The sequence below is a fragment of the Neorhizobium alkalisoli genome (genome assembly GCF_007829835.1).
In the GTDB taxonomy this organism is placed as follows: domain Bacteria; phylum Pseudomonadota; class Alphaproteobacteria; order Rhizobiales; family Rhizobiaceae; genus Neorhizobium.
On record NZ_VIWP01000001.1, the window covers coordinates 1011111 to 1035335 of the forward strand.

18 protein-coding genes are annotated in these 24225 nt (G+C 60.1%); 13 read left to right on the forward strand and 5 right to left on the reverse strand.

Features of this window, described 5'->3' with window-relative positions; all coding sequences use genetic code 11:
* Positions 1-12: 12 nt before the first annotated feature.
* Together FHW37_RS04475 and FHW37_RS04480 are read right to left on the reverse strand one after the other, a co-directional pair.
* Positions 13-660, reverse strand: a complete 648-nt coding sequence (locus tag FHW37_RS04475; RefSeq protein WP_145633040.1) for an HD domain-containing protein — start codon at positions 658-660, stop codon at positions 13-15.
* Positions 657-1973, reverse strand: coding sequence for an MFS transporter (locus FHW37_RS04480; RefSeq protein WP_145633042.1), 1317 nt, complete (start codon positions 1971-1973; stop codon positions 657-659). The genes FHW37_RS04475 and FHW37_RS04480 overlap by 4 nt, the downstream gene beginning before the upstream one ends.
* Positions 1974-2078: 105 nt before the next feature.
* Here FHW37_RS04480 and FHW37_RS04485 point away from each other — a divergent pair, with 105 nt between their 5' ends.
* From FHW37_RS04485 to FHW37_RS04510, 6 genes are all read left to right on the forward strand, one after another.
* Positions 2079-2978, forward strand: coding sequence for a LysR family transcriptional regulator (locus tag FHW37_RS04485; protein WP_145633045.1), 900 nt, complete (start codon positions 2079-2081; stop codon positions 2976-2978).
* Between the two features lie 488 nt (positions 2979-3466).
* Positions 3467-4312 (forward strand): calcium-binding protein, encoded by an 846-nt coding sequence (locus FHW37_RS34420; RefSeq protein WP_145633047.1) that lies wholly within the window; start codon positions 3467-3469, stop codon positions 4310-4312.
* Positions 4313-4432: 120 nt separating this feature from the next.
* Entirely contained in the window at positions 4433-7861 is a 3429-nt protein-coding gene (locus FHW37_RS04495; RefSeq protein ID WP_145633049.1) for a cadherin domain-containing protein, read from the forward strand.
* 288 nt (positions 7862-8149) lie between these two features.
* A complete protein-coding gene (locus FHW37_RS04500; RefSeq protein ID WP_145633051.1) occupies positions 8150-9526 on the forward strand; it encodes an aldehyde dehydrogenase family protein in 1377 nt (458 codons plus the stop codon).
* A 111-nt stretch (positions 9527-9637) separates the two neighbouring features.
* Positions 9638-11641 carry an FUSC family protein gene (locus FHW37_RS04505; RefSeq protein ID WP_186458138.1) on the forward strand — a complete coding sequence of 668 codons (2004 nt, stop codon included), beginning with the start codon at positions 9638-9640 and terminating at the stop codon, positions 11639-11641.
* A 211-nt stretch (positions 11642-11852) separates the two neighbouring features.
* A complete protein-coding gene (locus FHW37_RS04510; RefSeq protein WP_145633057.1) occupies positions 11853-12527 on the forward strand; it encodes a type 1 glutamine amidotransferase domain-containing protein in 675 nt (224 codons plus the stop codon).
* Positions 12528-12711: 184 nt separating this feature from the next.
* Here FHW37_RS04510 and FHW37_RS04515 read toward each other — a convergent pair whose 3' ends face one another.
* On the reverse strand, positions 12712-13803 hold the full coding sequence (locus FHW37_RS04515; RefSeq protein WP_145633060.1) for a LacI family DNA-binding transcriptional regulator: 1092 nt from the start codon (positions 13801-13803) through the stop codon (positions 12712-12714).
* Between the two features lie 240 nt (positions 13804-14043).
* Here FHW37_RS04515 and FHW37_RS04520 point away from each other — a divergent pair, with 240 nt between their 5' ends.
* The 7 genes from FHW37_RS04520 to FHW37_RS04550 all read left to right on the forward strand — a co-directional run bounded on the left by FHW37_RS04520 (position 14044) and on the right by FHW37_RS04550 (position 21177).
* The gene (locus tag FHW37_RS04520) at positions 14044-15021 is read left to right on the forward strand and encodes a substrate-binding domain-containing protein (RefSeq protein WP_145633062.1); all 978 of its coding nucleotides are present in this window, start codon (positions 14044-14046) and stop codon (positions 15019-15021) included.
* 112 nt (positions 15022-15133) lie between these two features.
* A complete protein-coding gene (locus tag FHW37_RS04525) occupies positions 15134-16624 on the forward strand; it encodes a sugar ABC transporter ATP-binding protein (protein WP_145633847.1) in 1491 nt (496 codons plus the stop codon).
* The gene (locus FHW37_RS04530) at positions 16617-17630 is read left to right on the forward strand and encodes an ABC transporter permease (protein WP_145633065.1); all 1014 of its coding nucleotides are present in this window, start codon (positions 16617-16619) and stop codon (positions 17628-17630) included. The genes FHW37_RS04525 and FHW37_RS04530 overlap by 8 nt, the downstream gene beginning before the upstream one ends.
* Positions 17630-18625, forward strand: coding sequence for an ABC transporter permease (locus FHW37_RS04535; protein ID WP_145633067.1), 996 nt, complete (start codon positions 17630-17632; stop codon positions 18623-18625). The genes FHW37_RS04530 and FHW37_RS04535 overlap by 1 nt, the downstream gene beginning before the upstream one ends.
* Position 18626: 1 nt before the next feature.
* Complete coding sequence (locus FHW37_RS04540) at positions 18627-19475, forward strand: sugar phosphate isomerase/epimerase family protein (protein ID WP_145633070.1); 849 nt, start codon at positions 18627-18629, stop codon at positions 19473-19475.
* 51 nt (positions 19476-19526) lie between these two features.
* Entirely contained in the window at positions 19527-20189 is a 663-nt protein-coding gene (locus FHW37_RS04545; RefSeq protein WP_145633073.1) for a nucleoside triphosphate hydrolase, read from the forward strand.
* 118 nt (positions 20190-20307) lie between these two features.
* Positions 20308-21177, forward strand: a complete 870-nt coding sequence (locus FHW37_RS04550; RefSeq protein ID WP_145633076.1) for a sugar phosphate isomerase/epimerase family protein — start codon at positions 20308-20310, stop codon at positions 21175-21177.
* A gap of 204 nt (positions 21178-21381) precedes the next feature.
* On the opposite strand, the gene pqqA is transcribed toward FHW37_RS04550, so the two are convergent.
* Together pqqA and FHW37_RS04560 are read right to left on the reverse strand one after the other, a co-directional pair.
* Complete coding sequence (gene pqqA, locus FHW37_RS04555; RefSeq protein ID WP_145633079.1) at positions 21382-21477, reverse strand: pyrroloquinoline quinone precursor peptide PqqA; 96 nt, start codon at positions 21475-21477, stop codon at positions 21382-21384.
* A 202-nt stretch (positions 21478-21679) separates the two neighbouring features.
* Positions 21680-24211, reverse strand: coding sequence for a membrane-bound PQQ-dependent dehydrogenase, glucose/quinate/shikimate family (locus FHW37_RS04560; RefSeq protein WP_348642825.1), 2532 nt, complete (start codon positions 24209-24211; stop codon positions 21680-21682).
* Positions 24212-24225: the final 14 nt, after the last annotated feature.

The window sequence follows — 24225 nt, forward strand, 5'->3', positions numbered from 1 at the left end:
GCGGCCGGAAGCTCAGCGGCTTCTCAGATTGCTTGCGAGACCCGACATCGTGTCTTCGCGGATCAGGCCCAGCGCGCCGGCCACATGCCACCAGCCGTGATCGGCTTGACGGACGATCATGCATTCGGTGCTGACGCCCATGTGATTGCCTTCGAACGAGTGGCCGACGGCGATATGCGCGACCTCGTCCGGCAGGCCGACGGTGAGACAGACATGCATGCCGAAGACAGAGTGGCGGAAAGTCGGGGCGCCGGCCTGTGCGGGCGAGGCGGCCCAGCGTGCACGGTTTTCCTCGTCGAATTCATAAGGTTTGCCGACATCGTGGCAGGCGGCGCCGGCAATCAGGATGTCCCAGTCGATCGAAACCTGCGGATAGGTTTCCTCGAATTCGCGGGCGATGGCGCGGGCATACCGCAGCACGCCACGCACATGATCAGCCTGGGTTCCGGTCTTGAGAACCGGAGACCCCGGATTGCCATCCGGGGGAATGTCGGTGATGCGGGCAAAGCCGGAGCAGCAGAGCGCATAACTCCAGGCCTCGATGACCTTGGTACGAAGGTCCTCGTTCCGGATGAGCGCGATTTCCGGGAAATCCTCGCTCACCCAGGCCCTGGTCTCGTCGCTGATCGGCCGCCGCAACGTCGCGTAGTGATATGTCATGCTCTTACCATGTCCTCTGGAAGCGAAGCCGCGTCCCTTGCGGGATCGAATTCCGGTTCGATCGGTTTGCGGGTCATTGTCAGGGTGGCGATGGCGCCAACCACGAGCAGGGCTGCGGCAACACCGAATGCGCTGGAATAACCGCCGGTGGCGGCCACGACATACCCGGTGATGATCGGTGCGATCAGGCCGAACAGGTTGCCGCCAAGTGCCGTGATGGCGATGACGCGCGAAACGTCGGCCGGATTGCGCAACAGGTCGCTCGCCAGCGTGAAGTTGAGGCCGGCGCCAGTGGTCGAGCCGGTCAGGACCAGCGTCAGCACGAGAAGCAGTTCCCAGAGATCGCCGACATTGGGCGCAAGCAGGATCAGCAGGGACAGCACCGCCATAGCGGCGATGAAATTGCGTCTGCGGCCGGCGCGCACACTTTCGGACGAGAGGATCTTGTCGCTTGCCCAGGCGATCGTCACCCCGAGCACGATGGTAATCAGATAGGGAACTGCGGTCAGATAACCCGTGTTCATCGTCGACAGTTCACGGGTCGACTGAAGGAAGCTCGGCAGCCAGGTCAGGAACAGATAGGCCGTATAGACAAGGCAGGCCTGGGTGACGACGAGACCCCAGATGCTTTTCTGCGACAGGAGATATTTCAACGTCGAAGGCCGGGCAGTGGCGACCGGAACGACCTGCTTTTCATCGCCATTGCGTTCGCGAATGATCTTCTGGCGCTCCGTGTCGGAAAGCCATGTCGCCTTTTCGGGCGATGCGAACCAGTAAAGCCAGGCAAGGAGCCAGATATAACCGACAATGCCGAGGACAACGAAAGCCGTCCGCCAGCCTGCATATTCGACGAGACCGGCTGTCGCGATGGCGCCGATCGCGGGACCGGCCGAAGAGCCGCCGTTGAACAGGGTCGTCACCAGCCCGCGTTCCTTCTGCGGAAACCAGTCACGGATGATCCGGCCGCAGGCCGGGAAGGTCGATGCCTCGCTTGCACCCATCACCAGGCGGGCAAAAAAGATCGATGCGAAACCGCCCGTTGCGGCCGTCAATGCGGTTGCTGCCGACCAGATGGCGATACCGCCGCCAACCATGCGCTTGGGGCCGACGCGTTCGACCAGCAGGCCAAGCGGGATCAGGCAGACCACATAGGTCCAGAGAAAGCCGGAAAACAGATACCCCATCTGCACCGGCGTGAACCCGAATTCCGCCGCTATGGGTTTCGATGCGATCGAAAGCGCGATGCGATCCACGTAATTGATGACCACCGCCGAAAAGATCAGCAGTGCAATCCATATGCGTCGTCTGTTCATTCGAGACCTCCCCTCCTCTTGAAACCACGAACTGGCGGGCATAATCATTCCATAAATTCATTTCGTCCAATTGGTTTGAATTCGCTCATCAGATAGGATTTTCCAATGAGTCGTCCGTCGGTGCCGCAGCTGGAAGCTTTCTTCTGGACAGCCGAGCTTGGAAGCGTGCAACGGGCAGCGGAGGTGCTGAACGTCACGCAGCCGACGCTGTCGCTGCGCTTGAAGCAGATCGAGGCGACCGTGCGCTCCCCGCTTCTCGAGCGGCACGGGCGCGGGGTGCGGGTGACGCGGCATGGCCAGGCCTATCTGGCGCGGGCAAAGATCGTGCTCGATGCCTACAATGCGCTGGTCACGCAAACGGACGTGCCGGACATTGGCGGCCTGATGCGGATCGGCGTGGCGGAAGGATTTGCCGTCGCCTGCATGGCGGCCATGGTCGAGGACCTGCAGCAGGACTTTCCGCTCCTGCGCCCCGAATGGGTGATTGCGACCAGTGCCGGCCTGGAACAGTCGCTGGCGGAGGGGCAGCTCGATCTTGCGATCCTGGTCGATCCCTTGAGCCTGAAGGGTGTTCGGCTTTCGGCTCTCGGTCCGCAGGCAAATGGATGGGCGGCACCCGCGGCTCTCGGAAAGATCGAGGCGACACCGCGTAGCCTCGCCAAATACACGATCGTCACGACACCGCCGCAGACGGCGATGTATCGGGCGACGTTCGCCTGGTTTGCCGAGGACAAGATCTCGCCGGACAAGGTCTGCGTCTGCTCAAGCCTGAATGCCGCCCTGCAGCTGGTCGCAGCCGGTCTCGGCGTCGGCATCTTTCCGGCCAAGGCGATCGATGCCTATCCGCAGCGATCCGCTCTCCAGCGGCTTGCGCCCGAACCGGAATTGCGGACGGGACACGTCTACCTCGCCGACCGGGCGACCGCGGACCAGGCAAGGAGCTCGGCGCTGCTACGGACGATCGAGCGGACCTGCGAAAAGCTGCAATATTTCGATCGGGATTGATGGAGAAGGGCTGCTTTTCAAGCTCCAGGGGCTGAAGTCTCCGGTCCGGATTTTCCGGCTGCAAACCCTGCTTTCCGTTCATTGACAGGCACTCGGAAAAAATCCCCGTTAAGTTGCATTTTTATTGTTGACTCATTTTATCCACTTCAATAACTCTGCTCTTGGTTGAAGCACAGGTTAAAATCTTCGCTTAGTTTCTAGGCAGTCTTATAAATTTTAAAGCGTGTTGGGGTGACGTTAAAAACGATGTCGCCGGTGGTCACTGCACGTGCTTTTTGAGGGGAACTCACGTGATCAATTTGGGATCTGGGACGTTTCTTGCCCCGACTGCGAAACGGGTGAGATGCGTACGCGCTGATGTCCGCTGTCTGACTGACCACCAAGGTTAAGTCGGCAACGGTCAGGATGTCCTGATCGGTCTTTTCAAATCGTCCTGTTCAATCTGACGGCAAGCCTTTGACGCTTGCCGTAATAGAAGGATTTTGAGAATGGCCATCACTGTCAACTCCAATGTGACGACAGGCAATTCGCTCGATTTCAACGCCTATATCGACAATTACGATGGGAATTTCAGTGGGTCTAACCGCGGATGGTTCTACGGCGGTACCGCGCTCGGTGACACCCATACGCAATATGGCAACGATTCCGCCGGGGACGCCGGCGCATCGGATGCGTCGATCTTCGGCGGCACCTTCAATTACACGTTCGGCACGTTTACCGGCACGTTGAACACCATTTCCTTCGGGACCGATGTCAACTTCACCGGCAGCGGCAATGTATCGACTTCGGCGCTGACGCATGACAGCACGCTCTTCGATATTTCGGGCCTGAACATCACCGGCTCGACATCGACCGACGCGCTTCAGAGCGTGCTTTTGAGCTTCCTCAACGGCACGACGAAGACCGCCTTCCATAGTGCCTTCGACAACGACACCATCACGTTCAACGGCAATGCCGGCAACGAGACCTTTACCGGCGGCAACCTTGCCGACACGCTCAATGGTGGTGCCGGCAATGACACTTTGAATGGCGGTGGCGGCAATGACATCATCACCGGCGGCGCCGGGGCGGATGTGCTGACCGGCGGTGCCGGCGCAGACACGTTCGTCTACGCCTCGGGTGCGCATGCCGACCTCGACACCATCACCGACTTCACGAGCCTCACCGACAAGATTGATCTCGGCTGGGCATTCGATTGGGTCAGCGGCGCTGCTTCGAGTGCCGGTGAAGTGACGTACGATGCCGGCGCAGGCGTTCTGTACGGCTATGACAGCAGCGACGTCTACTTCGAAATCGCGTCGGTCAACACCATCGTGGAGGCCGATCTCGTCTGATCGGCTTTTTCTTAAAATTCATCATCCCGTCCAGTCTGCTTTCCAGCAGGCTGGACTTTCACTCGTTCGGAGAGATGCCAAGCGCGTTTTCTCCTGATTTTTGTCCTAGGAGATTTTCGCATGGCAACAGGGAATTCAACTGTCACAATCGATCCATGGCCCTTGCAGGTTGAGGAGAACACGTCGGTCGGTACGGTCGTCGCAACGGTAACGGTCACGGATCCGGATGGCCTGCGCACCCTCAATCCAGTTGTTGTATCCAATCAAAGTTATTTCAAGGTTGTGGCTATATCCGGGACGCCGGGCGCGTACCAGCTCGTGGTCAACGGTGCGCTCAATTATGAAGCCATGCAGGAAATCGGCATCCAGATTCGGGTGACGGACGTTGGTAACGTACCTGATTTTCACAGTTTTACGATCGGCGTAACGAATGTCGACGAGGCGCCCACCAATATCGCGCTTTCCAACACGACCGTTTCTGAATCCGCCCGCATCGGCTCGGTGGTCGGCACGCTTTCGGCAACCGATCCCGAAGGTGGAGCATTGACCTATAGCCTTGCGAGTGGCGAGGGTGACAACAGCCGCTACTTTGCGCTCAAGACGGACGCCGACGGCAATGTCAGCGTCGTCCTCACCAATGTGCTCGACTTCGAGGGAAGTGATGCGGTCAACGGCGTTTACGACCTAGTCGTGAACGTGACCGATGCGAACGGCAATGTCACGAAGCAGACGATCTCGATCCAGTCGACCGACGATCCGTTCAAGCTTTCGTCCACGCCGACCGGCAAATCCTACCTGAGCGTTGCCGAAAATGCCGAGGCCGGAACGGAGGTCGGTTACATCCAGGCATTCGACAGCTCGTTCACGCCTGTCTCCGCCGAACTGACCGACGATGCCGGCGGGCTGTTTTCCATCACCACCCGTACGGTCGGCAATGAGGTCCGCTACTATCTGACAGTCAATGGCCAGCTGGATTATGAAACGCTCAGCCAGCATTCCGTCACGATCCGGGCGACGGATGCAAACGGCGTATCCCAGGAAAAAACCTTCGAGATCGATATCGTCGATGCACCGGAGGAGACCGATCCGGGCGTGACCTCGCGCGGCACGATCACCATTGATGCCAATACGGTTCTCGCCGGCCAGAATGGCGGCGTCAACTGGAACGACTATCTCGACGCGGCCTATGCGAAAGTGACCGGCAACCTGCCGAGCGGTGTCCAGTTCGGGCCGGATACGGCCTCCCAATATGTCTATACGCTGTCCGACGGCAACAAGGTCACGCTCAGCGGTTCCGACCTTGCCTATTGGTGGTCGGATGTCGCGTCCGATGCCAATACCGGCGAGGACGTGCATGTTGTCGGCGGCACGATCAACAGCCTTGCCTTCGGAAGCGCGACTGCGACCGAACTCTCGATCACCGGTCTCGATCTGTGGAACGATTCCGGCCTGATGAACCGCATCTTCGGCGAGACAAACATTCTCGCCCAGGCCTTCATGCACGGGCCGAACGCGCCGACGCCGGCAGAGCTCGCCCATGTCAAGGCGATCCTGTCGTCCTATGCGCAGAACTTCATCGGTTCGTCCGGTGCCGATACCTTTACCGGCACGATCTTCGACGACACGATTGCCGGCAATGGCGGCAATGACCTCCTCCAAGGCGGTGCGGGCAATGACACGGTGAATGGCGGTGCCGGCTCGGACACATCCGTCTATCGCGGCGTGCGTGCCGATTACACCGTCACCTATAATGGCGATGGCAGCTGGACGATCAGCGACAATCGTACGTACGGAACAAGCGACGGCACCGACACGCTGACCAATGTCGAATTCGCCAAATTCTCTGACAGCAAGATGGCTCTGGTCTCGAACACGGCGCCGGTACTCTCCAACCTATCCGCTGTCTCCGTCGCGGAAAATCAGAAGGCTGTCGCGACAATCAAGGCAACCGACGCAGATGCGGGCGCGACGATTGCCTATTCGATCATCGGCGGCGCGGATGCTGCTCTGTTCACCATCAACGCGACCACTGGCGCGCTTGCCTTCAAAGCGGCTCCCGATTTCGAAAAGCCGACCGATCAGGGTAAAAACAATGTCTATGACGTTGTCGTTCGCGCTGTCGACAATGGCGGCCTTTCGGATCAGAAGGCGATCGCAGTCACAGTTAAGAATGTCAATGAAGCCCCGGCGATAAGCTCGAATGGCGGCGGCGCAAAAGCATCGGTCGGTGTCACGGAAAATCAGACGGCCGTGACAGTGGTCAAGGCAGTGGATCCGGATGCGGGCGCGGTGCTGACCTATTCGATCACGGGTGGTGTCGATGCTGCCCTGTTCACGATCGATGCCACGACCGGGCAACTGTCCTTCAGGTCGGCTCCCGACTTCGAAAACCCTGTCGATGCCGGCAATGACAACGTCTATGACGTCACGGTCTCGGCGAAGGATGCCGGCGGACTTGCGGCGGTACAGGCCATCGCCGTCACGGTCGGAAATGCCAATGAACGGCCGGTCTTCAGCTCTTCCGCATCGGTGCGCATCGCGGAGAACAAGACTGCCGTTACCACAGTTGCGGCGGCCACGCCGGAAAACAGGGCGGTAACCTATTCGCTCGCAGGCGGTATCGATGCCCGCCTCTTCGTCATCGACGCTGCGACGGGTGCGCTGTCGTTCAAGACGGCGCCCGACTACGAGACGCCGAAGGATGCCGGCAAGGACAATGTCTACGACATCATCGTTCAGGCAAGCGACGGCGCACTTTCCGATACGCAGGCGATCAGGATTGTCGTGACCGACGTCAAGGGCGAGACCCTGAAGGGCACGACCGGAGCCGACAAGCTGACCGGAACCGGCGAACAGGATGTTCTCGACGGCAAGGCCGGCGCCGATACGATGGCCGGCGGCAAGGGCAACGATACCTATATCGTCGACAATGTCGGCGACAAGGTGATCGAGAAAGCCGGAAGCGGTGCCGATCTGGTGAAGGCCTCGATCAGCTACAAGCTCGCGACCAATGTCGAAAACCTGACGCTGACCGGCACGAAGGCCATCGACGGCACGGGCAATACCCTGGCCAACACGATCACCGGCAATGCGGCTGCCAATACGATCAAGGGTGGAGCCGGCAACGATACGCTGAACGGCGGTGCGGGCAATGACAAGCTCTATGGCGATGCCGGTAATGACAAGCTTTACGGCGGCGCTGGCGCCGACGATCTTTATGGTGGCGCCGGCAAGGACTTTTTCATCTTCAAGTCAATCAAGGATTCGAAGGTTGCCGCGGCTGGCCGCGATACGATCTTCGATTTCGCCGGCGCAAAAGGTGATCGCATCGACCTGAGCGCCATCGATGCCAATACAAAACTTGCCGGCAATCAGGCATTCTCCTTCCTCGGCACCAAGGCCTTCACCAAGGAAGCCGGTGAGTTGCGCTACGAAAAATCGGGGTCCGACACCTATCTCTATGGGGATGTCAACGGAGACGGCAAAGCCGACTTTTCCATCTACTTCGATGATGCCCTTACGCTCAGCAGGTCTTACTTCCTGCTGTAGGTGACGTCTGGCATGCAGCATGAAGACAACGGCGGTCTTGCCGCCGTTGTCTTTCCGCACCGTAAATCAGTGTGATATCAAACCGTGAATTCCTCTCCGGTGCCCCGACCTGCCGGTCATGCAGAAAAGGCTGGCGCTCCACCCTCCAGTTTCACCGGAAATTACGACACTTAACTCGTCGGGCATTGGCTCCGGCACTAGTCTCCTGCATGCCGCCGTCGGCATCGACGGAAACAGCTGTGCCTGCCGCGCTGAAGGGCCGGGCGGGCACGATGACAGGAGGGCTCCATGATAACAGTCGTTCAGGCTTTTGACCGCAAGACGATCACGGAGCTTCAAGGCGAAGACAAGGCCGCCCTAGAGGCGAAGCTTGTTACGGCGACAAAACTCTTCAAGGACAGAAGCGGCTGGCTAAAACCGTTTCAGCGCATGGAAGTGCTCCACAAGCTGGCAGCTCTCATTGCTCGCGACCGGGAACGGTTTGCCCATCTGATCGCCCAGGAAGGCGGCAAGCCATTGACCGACGCTCTCGTGGAGGTCGATCGTGCGAGAGATGGCGCGATGACGGCCGCGGATCTCCTGCGCAGCACCGGCGGCCGCGAAATTCCGATGGGATTGACGAGTGCGAGTGTCGACCGCAGGGCCTGGACATCGATCGAGCCAATCGGCGTCGTAGCCGCTGTCGCCGCATTCAACCATCCGCTCAATCTCGTCGTGCACCAGATCGCGCCGGCAATCGCTTCGGGATGCCCGATCATCGTCAAGCCGGCCTCGTCGACACCGCTCAATTGCCTGGAACTGGTGAAGCTGGTCCATGAGGCAGGGATGCCGGAAGGGTGGGTTCAGACTTTCATTCCCGCTTCTCGCGACCTTCCCGAAATGCTGGTGACCGATCCGCGTGTCGCGTTCCTCAGCTTTATCGGCTCGGCCAAAGTCGGATGGTATCTAAGATCGAAGCTTGCTCCCGGCACCAGATGTGCGCTCGAGCATGGCGGCGTCGCGCCGTTGATCGTCGATAGCAGCGCCGATCTGGATCGGTTCATCGAACCCATGGTCAAGGGTGGGTATTATCATGCCGGCCAGGTCTGCGTTTCGACGCAGCGCATCTATGTCCAGGAGACGATCAAGCAGGAATTCATCGAGCGTTTTTCTGCCCGCGTCGCAAAGCTGGTCACCGGAGATCCGCAGTCGCCAGCCACGGAGGTCGGGCCTCTGATCCAGCCGGCTGAGGTGGAGCGTTTGTCCTCCTGGATCGATGAAGCCGTGCAGGGCGGAGCCCGCCTAATGGGGGGTGGGCGGTTGTCGGAAACCACGCTCTATCCGTCGATCCTGATCGAGCCGCCACGGGATTCGAAGGTCGCGACCGAGGAGGCGTTCGGGCCCCTCACTTGCATATTCTCCTACAAGACGCTGGACGAGGCGATCGGCGTGGCGAATTCACTGCCGGTCGCCTTCCAGTCCAGTATCTTCACCCAGGACCTGTCAGCCGCCCTCCATACTGCCGAGAGGCTGGACGCCTCAGCTGTTATGATCAATGATCATACGGCTTTCAGAACAGACTGGATGCCGTTCGCGGGTCGGCACGCGTCCGGTTACGGTATCGGTGGCATTCCATTCACGATGCGTGAGATGACTGCCGAGAAGATGACGGTGTTCCGGACCTGAATTCCGGATTGATGACAGGCCCATACGTGGGGCTTCCAGCCACGGTCCGGGCTCCTGAATGACATCGCTGGCGGCGGGTTGACGATGAATTTGGCGACGCGAATTGTTGCGATGATTTCCCGACGCACCGAATGGGCAGAAGGGCACGTCTTCGCATTCTCACCCGAGCAGTTCGCCGTATCGGACGGTATCAGGACGGCTCTGGTCGTGGCGGCCATATTCGCCGCTGAGATCTGTTTCGATTATCCCAATCTGGCGTTCGGCGCGATCGCCGCCTTCTGGACAAGCCTTTGCGATCCGCTGGGGTCGAACAGGCGGCGATTCAGGACCATGGCCACTTTTGCCGTGATGGGCTGCGTGGCGATTTCCCTTGCGACCTACGGAGCTCATTGGGGCCTATGGGGCATCGGAATAACATTGTTCAGCCTGACATTCCTCTGTCTGCTGACGCGCACCTTCGCTCCGTCATTTGGGCCGATGCCCGCGCAGGCTGGATTTATCGCGGCGATCGCTGTTGTCGTTGGGCTTGCTTCACCGCGAACCATGTCCGGTGCCGTTACCGTCGGTTCGTGCTTTCTCGCCGGTTCGGCGCTGATGATCGCAATTGCGCTGCTTCCACTCCGGGAGAGAAGATCCGGTACGGGCCGGTTGGCTGTCGTCGCGATATTCAGCCGCCTTGACGACATGCTGGACAGCCTGATCGAACTCGGCAGCCAGCCGGATCCGGGCAGTCAGCTATGGGCGAGATTCGACACGGTGAACAGGCGGGCAATCCGCTTTTCGCTCGAACGCGGCCGTGAGCTTGTGGCCCGCAGCGGTGATACCGACGCAAAGCAGAAATTGCTCATCGATGCTGCCAGCAGGATTTTTTCGGCGCTTATCGCCATAGGGCACAGCCGCAAGGCGTCGGGTCTTCCATTCGATCCGGAGACCGAAACGGTCGCGCTGCATGGCCTTCGGGAGGCACTGACGACGGCATTGCTCGAAATGGAGCATGACGGTGACGGAAAGGCGATCGGTGCCGCTGCCGCAAAGCTGCTGGAGCTTTCCGCTGGGCGAGATGAACTGCTTTTCAGGGCGCTCGACCGTGCCGGAGCCGCGCTAAAGGAGCTTTCCGGGCGATGGAATGAAAATACGAGCGCGGCCGCCGGCGGATCGCCAGCAAATCGCTCCTTCAAAATACCTCCGGCAGTGTTATGGCATTCCCTCAGAACATCACTGGCCGTGCTGGTTTCGTATTTTGCGGGCGTGTGGCTGGGTTTGTCGCTTCCTTATTGGGGAGCGATTGCGACACTCGTCGTGATGCAGCCACTCACCGGCAATACATGGCTGCGGGTGGTCGAGCGAGGGGTGGGCAGTATCCTTGGCGGCTTCATCGCCGTCGTCGCCATCGCCATTGCTTCCAACCATATCGAGATGGCCCTGATGATCGTTCCACTATGTGCGATCGTGATCGCGCTGCGACTGGTCAATTATGGGCTCTTCGTGATTTTCCTGACACCGATGTTCATGCTGATGACGGACTATGTCCAGTCGGTCGACGATCTGATCTGGGAGAGGGTTCTGAACGAAACGAGAGGGGCGTGCATCGGGATCGTTGCCGGGCTCCTGCTTTGGCCAACCAGAGAGCGCCACAGCGTCGCCGATTCGATAGCCGCAGCCATCGCCGCCAATCTCGCATTCGCATCATCCGTGTCGGCCGGTGGGCTGGAACCGGACGATCTGGACCGGATGGAACGGGACGCGGGGATCGCAAGTTCAAGGCTGGAGACGACCTATGAACGCCTCTGGCTCGAAGGTCACGGTCGCCTGACAGACCTCCCTCGTCTGCAGTCGGTCATCGCCGCGCTTCGCGCGATCTGTGGTAGCGCTGCAGTCGCCAAGCTGTTGCAGCCTCGTGATTCCGGCGCCGGCGGCATGGCGAGGGCAGACGAATACCGAGCGATATCGGAAGAATTGCAGGGTGCCGTTCGCACATCGAGCCTGGCATCCATCAGGGACCATCAGTCGCTGGCCGAGGACGAGCTCGAACACGGGGTCCAGAACCTGATCATGGCCGTGCGCGCTTATGCCGATCCTCGAAGTCAGGCGACAATACAGAAGCCCGCGCAGTGATCTTGAGACGCTTTTTCCGCCCTGCAGGCAAGCCGGATTAACCGGAATTGACCGCGTTTCACACGCCCGCAGAGGCGGGCGGTGATAGACGAATGGAAGCAACGGGTTGCCCCGAACGTATACCGATCCGGGCCATCAACACAGTCAAAACTCTCGGGTTCAGGCCATCGCAAAACCCTGAACGCGTCAACATTCAACCGAGGAGCAAGTTATGACCAAACACGTTCTGTTCATTGTCACCAACGCAGCCGTCATCGGTCCGCACAACAGAAAGACCGGCTTCTTCTTCGCAGAAGTCGCCCATCCGTTCGATGTGCTCGACAAGGCGGGTGTCGCAATCGAGTTCGCTTCACCGGCCGGCGGCTGGACGCCCTATGACGCCTATGACGAGAAGGATCCGGCTCAGAAGGAATTCTTCGAAAGCAAGGCCTTCCGTCGTCTCAACCGCAGCCGCAAACTGGCCGAAGTGGATGCCGCCGACTATGACGCAATCCTGGTGCCCGGCGGTCTCGGACCGATGGTCGATATCCAGCGCAATGCGCTTGTCCAGGAAGCGATCGTGCGCTCCTGGACCACGAACAAGCTCGTCACCGCGGTCTGCCACGGTCCCTGCTCGCTGCTCGGCGTCGACGTGGGTGACGGCAAGCCCTTCGTCCAGGGCAAGAAGGTCACCGGCTTCTCGGTCAAGGAAGAATTCGACTATGCCCGCGAAGACGTTCCCTACGAGCTCGAGGAAGCATTGAGGGCAGAAGGCGCCGACTATTCGTCCGTCGCCAACTGGCAGCCGCATGTTGTTGTCGATGGCCGTCTCATCACGGGCCAGAACCCCGCCTCGGCCGGACCTCTGGCGAAGGAACTGCTCGCCGCACTGAACAAGTCGGCCTGAGATGGCGAGTTAATCGGCATTGCCGAGCGAAGGGAGGGCGGCGCCGGGATCGGCGCTGTCACGCGAAAAGTTTCGGCGCATTTTTTGGAGGCAAACTACGCCATGAGTGCGTGGGATGGCCTATCCTGAGCTTTATGGCTGCCCAGTGCCGCAGAAGAAACCGTGTGGTTTCGACACTGCCAGTTCAGCCATGCCTCTGATCAAAAGATTTTGATGGCGCTACCGGATCGCGAATGTCGTCGAGCGGCCCCACCAGCGCAGTGCGCGGCAGGATGAGCTGCGGTTCGATCATCTGCAAGACGGGGCGCTCTGGTGCCGCTTCCAGCAATTCGAACCCTCGTTTCAGCATTTCGGATGCGTTGGGCTTGGCCATATAGACCGGAAACGGCAGGAAGGATGCGAACGGGTCGTAGTCGAAACAGCCGACCACGATATCGCCAAAGGCCTCTCCGTCATGGCGCCCCATGAAGCGAAGCAGGCCTTCGAAATTGATCGACGAGTTGATGAAAAGACAGCGCGGCAATCGGCTTTCGCGGGCGTAAAACCGCTCGAAGGCCAGTTCCGTCATGCGTGGCGAATAACCGGTGATTTCGATGTCGTCGCCGCTCTCGACGCCGAAAAAGGCGTTCTTTGCCGCATGAAAACCGGTGATACGCTCGCGGCTGGCATGGTCGTCATGGCCGCCGAACAGGACGACGTCATCCGGTGACAGCATGCCACCCTGTGCGGCATGACGCAGGATGGCCTCGGTCAGCACCTGCGCGCCGCCCCTGTTGTCGGAAATCACCGATGAGGCCAGTTTGCCGGGCAGGTCGATATTCACATGCGGAAGGCCGGCGCGGGCGCAGACCTGGTGAACGCCGTCGGGATCCGTCACGCCGGCGATGAACAGGGCGTCGATCGAATAGGCGATCAGCGTTTCGACCGTCCGCCGCTCTTCCTCCGGGTCGCGCCGGCCGGATACGACCATCGGAGACAGGCCGCGTGCGCGTGCCTGGCCTTCAAAAGTCTGTGCCATCGATGAGAAAAACCGGTTGTCGTAAACCGGAACCAGCAGGCCGACGAGCCCGGACTTGGAGCTTCTGAGGCCACGGGCCTGAAGGTTGGTCGTGTAGCGCTGTGCCTTGGCAAGCGACAGAATCCTGTCTGCCGTATCGGCGGAAATGCGCCGCTTCTGCCATGTTCCGTTCAGTACGGCGCTCACCGTCGATGCGGATGCGCCCGATAGAACGGACAGATCGTAGATCGTTGCCTTCTTGGAACTCTGGTCCGCCATTACGCACTCCCGAATGATTCTGATTGTTAGAATATTCGTCCTCTTGACGAAAGGTATCTTCGTGCTATTGTTATTGCACCATCGATTGTGCAAAAAGGCAATATCGATTGTGCTGAAGATGGTTGCTATGGGAGTGGCAAGGGAGCGTCTCGAATAGGCGAGACGGGAGATTCTGAGCGTCGCGGCAAAACCGCCTCGTATCGATCTGCTTGCCAGAACGTCTCTGGAGGAGGAACATCCATGAAGAAAATAATCGCGGCCGCTCTCGGCCTGTCGCTTGCTCTGCTTTCGTCTGCGGCTTTTGCCGATGGACCTAAGGTCGGCGTCGTCGTGAAGATCGGCGGTATTCCGTGGTTCAACGCCATGGAAGCAGGTATTAAAGAACAGAGCGCCAAACTCGGCGTGCAGGGCTTCATGGTCGGCCCGACCAGTGCCGACCCGGCACTGCAGGTGCGCGCCATCGAAGATCTGATCGCCCAGAAGGTCGACTTCATCGGCGTCGTGCCGAATGATGCCAAGGTACTCGAGCCGGTGCTGAAAAAGGCGCAGGACGCCGGCATCAAGGTCATCACCCATGAATCGCCCAAGCAGGCCGGCGCCACCTGGGATTTCGAACTCGCATCCGCCAAGGGTTTTGGCGAAGCGCATGGCAAGCTGCTTGCCGAGAAGATGGGCGGCAAGGGCTCTTACGCTGTGTTCGTCGGTTCGCTGACCGTGCCGCTCCACAATGCCTGGGCTGACGGTGCCATCTCCTACATCAAGGCCAACTATCCTGACATGAAGCTTGTCGGCGATCGTTACGGCGTTGCCGAAGATCTCGACAAGAGCCGCTCGACGGCGCTCGATCTCATGTCCGCGAATGCGGATCTGAAGGGCTTCCTGGCATTCGGTTCGCAGGGTCCGATCGGTGCCGGCCGCGCCGTCGAAGAGCGCCGCAAGGACGGCAAGGTCTTCGTCATCGGTCCGTTCTCGCCCGGACAGGGCGCAAAGCTCATCAAGTCCGGCGCGCTGACGGGCGGCTTCATGTGGAACCCGAAGCTGGCCGGCGAAGTCTTCATCACGCTTGCCGATCGTATTGCCAAGGGGCAGGACCCCAAGGCCGGTGACGATATTCCGGGCCTCGGCAAGATCAATCCGGACGGCAACACGATCGTCGTCGATCAGCTGCTGAAGATCGACAAGGACAGCATCGACAAGCTGGTTTCCATGGGCCTCTGATCCTCCTCCCAAGCCCAGGGGTCGCGCCGAGTGCGCTCGGCGCGACCCATCCTCGACATCCGTCGTCCACAGCATCCGCCCACGAGGCGGCTGAGCGAAGAGATTTGCCATGATGAGCGCCGAACCGCTCCTGTCCCTCAAGAACATCAAGATCACATTCGGCGGCGTTCGCGCCCTGAAAGGCGTATCGTTCGAGGTCAATCCCGGGGAAGTGCATTGCCTTGCCGGCGAAAATGGCTGCGGCAAGAGTACGCTGATCAAGATCATTACCGGTGTCTACAAGCCTGAAGAGGGCGCGGAATTCTTCTTCGACGGACAGCCGATCACCGCGATGACGCCCAGCATGGCGCAGTCGCTCGGCATCCAGGTGATCTGGCAGGATCTCGCATTGTTCGGCGAGATGACGGTCGCCGAAAATATCGGTTTCCAATATGCGGTCAGCGGCAAATACGGCCTGGTCGACAAGCGTGCCATGGTCGCGGCCGCCGAAAAGGCGCTTGCCCGCCTTGGCGTCTCGCTCGACCTGCATATGCCGCTGAAGGAATTGCCGATCGCCCAGCGCCAGATCGTTGCCATTGCCCGCGCACTGGTCGGCGAAGCGCGGCTGGTCTTCATGGACGAACCGACGGCCTCGCTCACCCAGTCCGAAACGGATTACCTGATCGAGATCGTCCGCAACCTGTCGGCATCCGGCGTGGCGGTCGTTTTCGTCTCGCACCGGCTTGCCGAAGTGCTGGAAATTTCCGACCGCATGACCGTGTTGCGCGATGGCGCGCTGGTCGGCCTCTTTCCGGTCGAGGGCATGACCCAGTCGCGGGTCACCGAGCTGATGACCGGCCGCAATTTCGACAGCGCCGTCATCGCCGCCGATCATGACGACCAGCCGGTCGTGCTGTCGGTGAAGAACCTGTCCCGCACCAATGAATTCGAAAACATCTCCTTCGACCTGCGCCGCGGTGAAACGCTGGGCGTCACGGGGCTGCTCGGCGCTGGACGTACCGAACTGGCGCTTACCCTGTTCGGCATGCGCCAGCCGCATCAAGGCCAGATCGTGCTGGATGGCGAGACGGTCCATTTCGGTTCCAACCGGGACGCGATCCGCGCCGGTGTCGCCTATCTCTCGGAAGATCGCCTGTCGCTCGGACTCAATCAGCCGCAATCGATCGCCGACAATCTCGTCATGGCCTCGCTCGATCGCATCCTGTCCGGCGGCCTGATTTCGCCTTCGAAAAAGGAAAACGTGGTCTCGCACTGGATTTCGGCGCTCGGCGTCAAGATCGGCAGGCCGGAAGATCCCATTCGCACCCTGTCCGGCGGCAATCAGCAGCGTGTCGCGATCGCCAAATGGCTCGCGATCGGACCAAAGATCCTCATTCTCGATGCGCCGACGGTCGGCGTCGATGTCGGCGCCCGAGCGGGCATCTTCGAGATCGTCCGAAAGCTCGCCGCCGAAGGACTGTCGATCATCCTGATCTCCGACGAACCGCCGGAAGTCTATTTCAACGCAGATCGCATCATCCACATGGCCGAAGGCCGGATCAAGGCGACGTATGACCCGCGGCAGATGTCGCTGACGGAGCTGGAAGGAAAAGTCTATGCGTAGGTTGATGCTTGGCCACACGACCGAGTTCACGCTGTTCGCGGTGATGATCGTTCTCTGCGTCGCCCTGTCGTTCGCGACCGACCGGTTCTTCACCATCTCGAACGCCTTCGACGTTCTCAATGTCTCGGCCGTCAACATCATTTTCGCGGTCGGCCTGCTCGTCGTGCTGATCTCAGGCGGCATCGATATCTCGTTCGCGGTCGCCGCCTCGGTGGTGCAATATGTCACGGTGTTGGCGCTGACGGCGCTTGGCGGCGGCAATTGGGCCGAGGGTTTTATCATTGCGGGCGCGGTCGGCATCGGGCTTGGGCTGATCAATGCCGCACTCGTTTACCGGCTGCAGATCATCTCGATCGTCGCGACCATTTCGACCTTCAACATCTTCTTCGGCCTGCTGATGTTCTTCACCAAGGGCGTGTCGATCTACGACCTGCCGGACTGGCTTGGCACGCGGGTCGTCTTTTACGAGCGGGAGATGTCGGACGGTTCCTGGCTGGAACTGACGTTGCCGGTCGTGGTGATGATCCTCTGCTGCATCGCGACCTGGTTCATGATTTCCCGCACGACGATCGGCCGCCAGCTCTATGCGTTCGGCGACAATCCGGAAGGGGCGCGCCGCTTCGGCATCCATATCGGCGCCATGCATTATATTTCCTTCGGCTGGCTTGGCCTGATGGCCGGCATCGGCGGGCTGATGCAGGCTCATTATGCCCAGGAAGTTGTGCCCAATGCCCTTTATGGCCGCGAGCTCGACGTTTTGGCGGCGACCGTTCTTGGCGGTGCTCGTCTCGGCGGCGGCAAGGGCTCGGTCATCGGCTGCGTGCTCGGCGTGCTGATGGTATCGGTCACCCAGAACGGCCTCAACCTGATGGGTGTCTCGCCGTTTGCCTTCAAGATGATCGTCGGTGCGATCATTCTCGTCGCCATCACGCTCTCCTCCGCACGGATCGACAAGCTTTTGCCGTTCTTCGCCAAGGGTAATGTCAAGAAGAGGGGCGCAAACTGATGATGCCGCTTATCCGCAAGTTCAACAACACCTTCGGTGCCGATATGACCGGCCCGGTCATTGCCTTCGTCGCCGTCATGGTGATCTTCGGCATCGGCGCCGACAATTTCCTGTCGCTCGGCACATTCGGCTCGGTTGCCTTCCAGCTTCCCGAACTCGGCCTGCTGACGCTTGCCATGCTGCTGCCGCTCCTGACGGGTGGCATCAATCTGTCGGTCACCTTCACGGCCAATCTTGCCGGTCTTGCGGCCGCAAGCGTGCTGCAGGCCTATGGCGGCGTCGATGCGCCGGGCGGCGCCTTTGCGCTGGCCGTGGTTGCGGCTCTCGCCACCGGCGGCGCTGCCGGCCTGATGACCGGCGCGGCAATTGCCTATACCCGCGCCCACCCCATCCTCGTCACCCTGTCGATGATGATCTTTTTGCGCGGTCTCGGTGAGTTTCTTACCCGCGGCGGCGATGTCTCCGGCTTTCCGAGCTATATGGCGCCGATCGGCCATGGCTCGATCTTTGGCCTGCCGATCCCGCTTCTGATCTTCATCGTCTGCGTCGGCCTCTGGCAGGTTCTTCTGACCCACAGCAAGCTCGGTTTCGGGCTGCTGATGATCGGCTCCAATATCGAGGCCGGGCAATATTCGGGCCTCAATACCCGCCGCATCATCATGCTCGTCTACACGCTGTCGGGTGTGATGTGCGCCATCGCCGGCATCATCATGCTCGCCCGTTTCAATTCGGTCCGTATCGGCCACGGGGAATCCTATCTGCTGATCACCGTGCTTGCGGCCTTTCTCGGCGGCATCAATCCGTTCGGTGGTTTCGGGCGCGTTCTGCCGGTTTTTGTGGCGCTGGTCGTGCTGCAGCTCCTGTCTTCGGGCCTGAACCTGATGGGCGCCAACCAGCATCTGGCAACCGCGCTCTGGGGCGTGCTGATGATCGTCGTCATGGCGGCCCGCACCATCGTCTCCGCCTATTTCGCATCTCGCAGAAAGAAGATCTGACATGCAGGGTTTTGGTATTCACGCAATGGTATGGTCGACCGTCTGGGACCATGCCGGTGCCGAGCGCGCCATTGCCGGTGCAGCCCAGTACGGCCAGGATTATATCGAGATCCCGTTGATCGATATTCCGGCCGTCGATGCCGCACACACAAAAGCGCTGCTGGAAAAGCACAATCTCCGTTCCGTCTGCTCGCTCGTTCTGCCGGAAAGGGCCTGGGCGTCCGTTCGCCCCGATGCCGCGATCGAACACCTGACGGCGGCGCTCGACAAGGCCAAGGAAATTGGCGCGGAGGCGCTGACCGGCGTCACCTTCGGTGGCACCAATGAGCGGACCGGCTTTCCGCCGACGCAGGGCGAATACGACAACCTGACCCGCGCGCTCAGTGCTGCAGCAAAACACGCCAAGACGCTCGGGCTGGAATTCGGCATCGAGGCGGTCAACCGTTATGAGAACCACCTGATCAACTCCGCCGAACAGGCGGTTGCACTGGTCGAGCGGATCGGCCTCGACAATGTCTTTGTCCATCTCGACACCTTCCATATGAACATGGAGGAGAAGGGCATCGCCAATGGCATCATCGCCGCGCGTGACCACCTGAAATGCATGCACATGTCCGAAAGCGACCGCGGCACGCCGGGTTATGGCAATATTGCCTGGGATGAACTGTTCGGTGCTCTCGCGGCGATCGACTTCAAGGGCCTGCTGACGCTTGAAAGTTTCGTCACCATGCAGCCGGTAATGGCGGGCGATATCTCGACCTGGCGTCCCGTTGCACGCGACCTCGACGAGGTGCTCGACAACGGCCTGGCATTCCTGCGCAACAAGGCGGAGCAGTATCGGATTTTCTGACCGGCGTTTGCCGTCCGGTATCTTTCTTCAATGACTGTGGTGAGGATCACCTTGAGCACAATAGAAGACAATGCGCGCGAGATTGCCGCACGCGCCCTCCAGCGTTTCAGCCAGGAAAAGGGGCGTCGGGTGATGATCGCGATTGCCGGTGCGCCGGGATCAGGCAAATCGACGATTGCCGAGCGCGTCGTGGAACAACTGAACGGCAAGGGCGACATTTCGGCCGCGCTCTTCCCGATGGACGGCTACCACTATGACGACGCCGTGCTGGAAGACATGGGGCGTCGGCCGTTCAAGGGCGCGATCGATACCTTTGATGCGCATGGGCTGCGGCACATGCTGAAGCGTCTCAAGGCCAACGAGGATGACGTGGTCGCCGTGCCGGTCTTCGATCGTTCAATCGAAATCGCCCGTGCCGGCGGACGCCTGATACCGCAATCCGTCGATATCATCGTCTGCGAAGGCAATTACCTGCTCGCAAGCCAGTCCCCCTGGGATCTGCTGAAGCCGATCTTCGATCTCACCGTTTTCGTCGATGTCGACGTGGCCGATCTGCGCAACAGGCTGCAGGATCGCTGGCGCGGTTTTGGTCTTGCTGAGGCCGAGATCACACGGAAGGTCGAAGAGAACGATCTGCCCAACGGTCTCTCGATCATCGCCACAAGCAGCGAACCCGACCTTCGCGTGAAAAATCCGGGGAGCGGTCAGAAGTAAGGCCGACTCCCCGAACACATTCGACCCCGGTCCCAGGGAGGAGATGCCGAAAAAGGCAAGCCCTTGGCCGCTTTAGCGAAACCCCGACAGCGAAAGCTGAAAACTGAAAGAGGCTCCTATGAAACACGGCATTTATTACTCCTATTGGGAACACGAGTGGAGCGCCAAGTTCGGCCCTTACGTCGAGAAGGTTGCCAAGCTCGGCTTCGACATTATCGAAGTCGCCGCCCACCACATCAATGAATACAGCGAAGCCGATCTCGCCGCGATCAAGCAGAGCGCCAAGGATAACGGCATCATACTGACCGCCGGCATCGGCCCGTCCAAGACGAAGAACCTGTCCTCGCCCGACGCCGACGTGCGCAAGGCCGGCAAGGCCTTTTTCGAGCAGACGCTGACCAATGTCGCCAAGCTCGACATCAAGACGATCGGTGGCGCGCTGCATTCCTACTGGCCGGTCGATTATTCGAAGCCGGTCGACAAGGAAGGCGATCGCGCCCGTGGTGTTGAAGGCATTCACGGCATCGCTGATTTTGCCAACGATCTCGGTATCAATCTGTGCATCGAAGTGCTCAACCGCTTCGAGAACCACGTCCTCAACACCGCTGCCGAAGGCGTCGCCTTCGTCACGGAAGTCGGCAAGCCGAATGTCAAGGTCATGCTCGATACGTTCCATATGAACATCGAAGAAGACAGCTTTGGCGAGGCCATCCGCACCGCCGGCCCGCTGCTCGGCCATTTCCACACTGGTGAAAGCAATCGCCGCGTGCCGGGCGTCGGCAGAATGCCGTGGCATGAGATCGGTCTGGCGCTACGCGAGATCAACTATACCGGCGCCGTCGTGATGGAGCCCTTCGTCAAGACCGGCGGAACCATTGGCTCCGACATCAGGGTCTGGCGTGATCTGACCAATGGCGCCGACGAGGCGAAAATGGATGAGGACGCGCGCAATGCGCTCGCCTTCTCCCGCTTCGTCCTGGGCGGCTGATGCAGCCAGAAACGCGGTCTCTAGTGGCCGCGAACTGAGCAAGGCCGTGCAAGCCTCTAAATAAATCTGGCCGGGAGACACTTCTCCCGGCCAGATTTTTAATATCGGACGCTCGATGCGCATGGCGCCCGAGTCTTCATGCGAGCTTCGCAGGATTTCACAACGGCGCGCGACCCTTCGGTTTATGACGCGCGCCTTTGCAAATCAGAACAGGACGGGCTCGTCACCATCCGGCGGTGCATAGCGGTTGATTTCCATCCCGCAGGTGACTTCGGTGAATTTTGGTGCAGACCATTTCATGGGTGTACTCCTTTCGGTTTCGATTTTCAGGCGTCGGCGATTTTGAGGTCGGCGGCAAATTCGACTGCGGCAAGAAGGTTCGTCTCGCCGTAGCTTTCATGTCGGCCTTCGCCGGCATTGTTTTCCCGCACTATACAGGCGAGCTGTAGGTGAACCCGCCCGCCCGAATGTCGGACGGACGGGCCATGAAGTGCCAGCGAGCTTACTTCGGCAAGGCGAAGGCGATCGTCTCGTCACCGTAGCTGGTGCCAAGCGCGCCGTGGCCACCGGCGGTGATGACGACATATTGCCGGCCATCTTCCCCGACATAGCTCATCGGGTTTGCCTGACCGCCAGCGGGCAGGCTGTAGCGCCATACTTCCTTGCCGGTACGGGCATCGAACGCACGGACGTAATTGTCGGTGGTTGCGCCGATGAACACCAGACCGCCCGCGGTCGCCAGCGAACCGCCAAGGTTCGGCGTGCCGGTCGGCAGCGGAAGGTTCTGGGTAATGCCGAAGGCATTGTTCTTGCGCGCATTGCCCAGGGTCTTGCGCCACATCACCTTCTGCGACTTGAGGTCGATCGCGACCAGCTGGCCCCATGGCGGCGGGACGCAGGGAACCATGAACGGGCTGAGCCAAGCGCGCAGGGTTGCCAGGTAAGGCGTATTTTCCTGCAGCCGCACGTCAAGCTTCTGGGCATTCTCGCCACCGCTGCTCTTCTGCTTCAGGAGTTCCTTGCCATAATCCGTGGTGCGGTCGACGAGCTGGAAGTAGAAAGGCATGTTCATCGTGTTGACGTACATGACCTTGTTGACGGGATCGATCGAGGCACCGCCCCAGTCCGTCACACCGTCAAAGGCAGGATTGCCGATTGAACGGGTCGGCCCGATGGGCGTGAAGATGCCTTCGCTGCGTGCGCGGGCAAAATCGATCCGGCACGCGAGCTGGTCGATCGGCGTTGCGCCCCACATGTCCTGCGCCGTCAGCTTTTCGGGAACCAGCGATGGCATGCCCACCGGAACCGGCTGGGTCGGCGAAACCGGAACGTTCGGGGCCGCACCGCTCGTCTCAAACGGCATTTCCTTGGTTTCCACCAGAGGTTCGCCCGTGGCGCGGTTGAACATGAAGACCTCGCCCATCTTGGTCGTCTGGATGAGCGCAGGCGTGCCGTCCGGCATGTCGAAGAGCGACGGGCCGACCGGCACGTCAAAGTCCCACATGTCGTGGTGCACGAGCTGGTAATGCCAGCGCAGCTTGCCGGTCGTCACGTCGAGCGCGACAAGCGAGGTGCCGAACTTGTCGTCGAAGGGACGACGGAAGGCGGTGTAATAGTCGGGCGCGGCATTGCCGGTGCCCAGATAGACGAGGTTCAGCTTGGAATCGCCGGTAATGGTGCCCCAGACGTTCGGCGTACCCTTGGTATAGATCTCGCCTTCCGGCAAACGGCCGGGCAGCGCATCTTCGGAACGGCCCACGTCCCAGGCCCAGACCTGATGTCCATCGAGCGGGTCGAAGGCACGCACGACGCCGGACGGTTCGTCGGTGGACATATTGTCGATGACGCGGCTGCCGACGACGAGGCGGTCGTTCATGACAAGCGGGGTCGAGGTCGAAACCTGCCAGCCGCCGCCCCAGGACTTGCCGCTTTCATCCTTGCCGGTCTGGTCCTTCAGGTCGATAAAGCCCTTTTCGCCAAAACCTTCGCAGATCTTGCCGTTTTCGGCATCAAGCGCATAGATGCGTCCGTCCATGGTCGGCGCAAAGACGCGGGCCTTGCAGCTGTCGGCTTGCGGGGCATCGTAATAGCTCACGCCCCGGCACACGATATAGGGGTTCGTGCGCGGCAGCTTGGGATCGAACGTCCATTTCACCTCGCCGGTCGTGGCATTGGTGGCAATGATCCAGGAATGCGGCGTGCAGCTGTAGAGCGTGTTGCCGACCTTGATCGGCGTCGATTCCGAATGGTACTCGCGGCCCTTGCGGTGCTGCTCGATCTCGTCGGGCAGGTCGCCCGAATGCGAGCTCCAGGCAACCTGCAGCTTGCTGACATTGTCCGGCGTGATCTGGGCGAGACCGGCATAACGCGACTGGCCGGCATCATTGCCGTAATGTTCCCATTCGGTCGGCTTCATCGGACCGGTCTCGGCAGTGATCTGCGTCGTTTCGCCCGAAACCGGGCCATAAGAAGCATAGAGAATGGCGCAGACGAGCAATACGGCGACGACGCCCGTTGCCGTCTGGAAACCGCGCCAGAAGCGCGGCGCGGCTGCTTTGACGCCGCGGGCAAGCCCGGGCAGCAGGAATGCGGCCAGCAGAACGCTTGGGGCAAACAGGCGCACCTCAAGCTTCCACGGGTCGAGCCCGGATTCGTAAAAGCTCCAGACCAGGGTCAGGATCCAGGCCACGAAATAGATGACGAAGCCGGAATTGCGATCGCGGACGACCTGGATGCCGCTGGCGATCATTAACAGGCCGACGACGACGTAATAGAAGGTGCCGCCCAGGCTTACCAGCCAGGCGCCATTTGCGGCGAAATACAGCCCCAGGAGCACCAAAAGTGCACCAAATATGATCTGCGCGATTTTCGCGCCTCGATTAGATAACAAGATTGCCTCACGAAAAGAAAACATGCCGGACGGCATGGACCGCGTGCTGAAGAGGCCTGCGCAAATTGACGCATGCCAAGTGACGCGGCGTTTTGCGCCTTTCGGATTTTCCCGACAAGCAATGGAGGCGGATGATGAAAACATATCCGGGCGGGTGA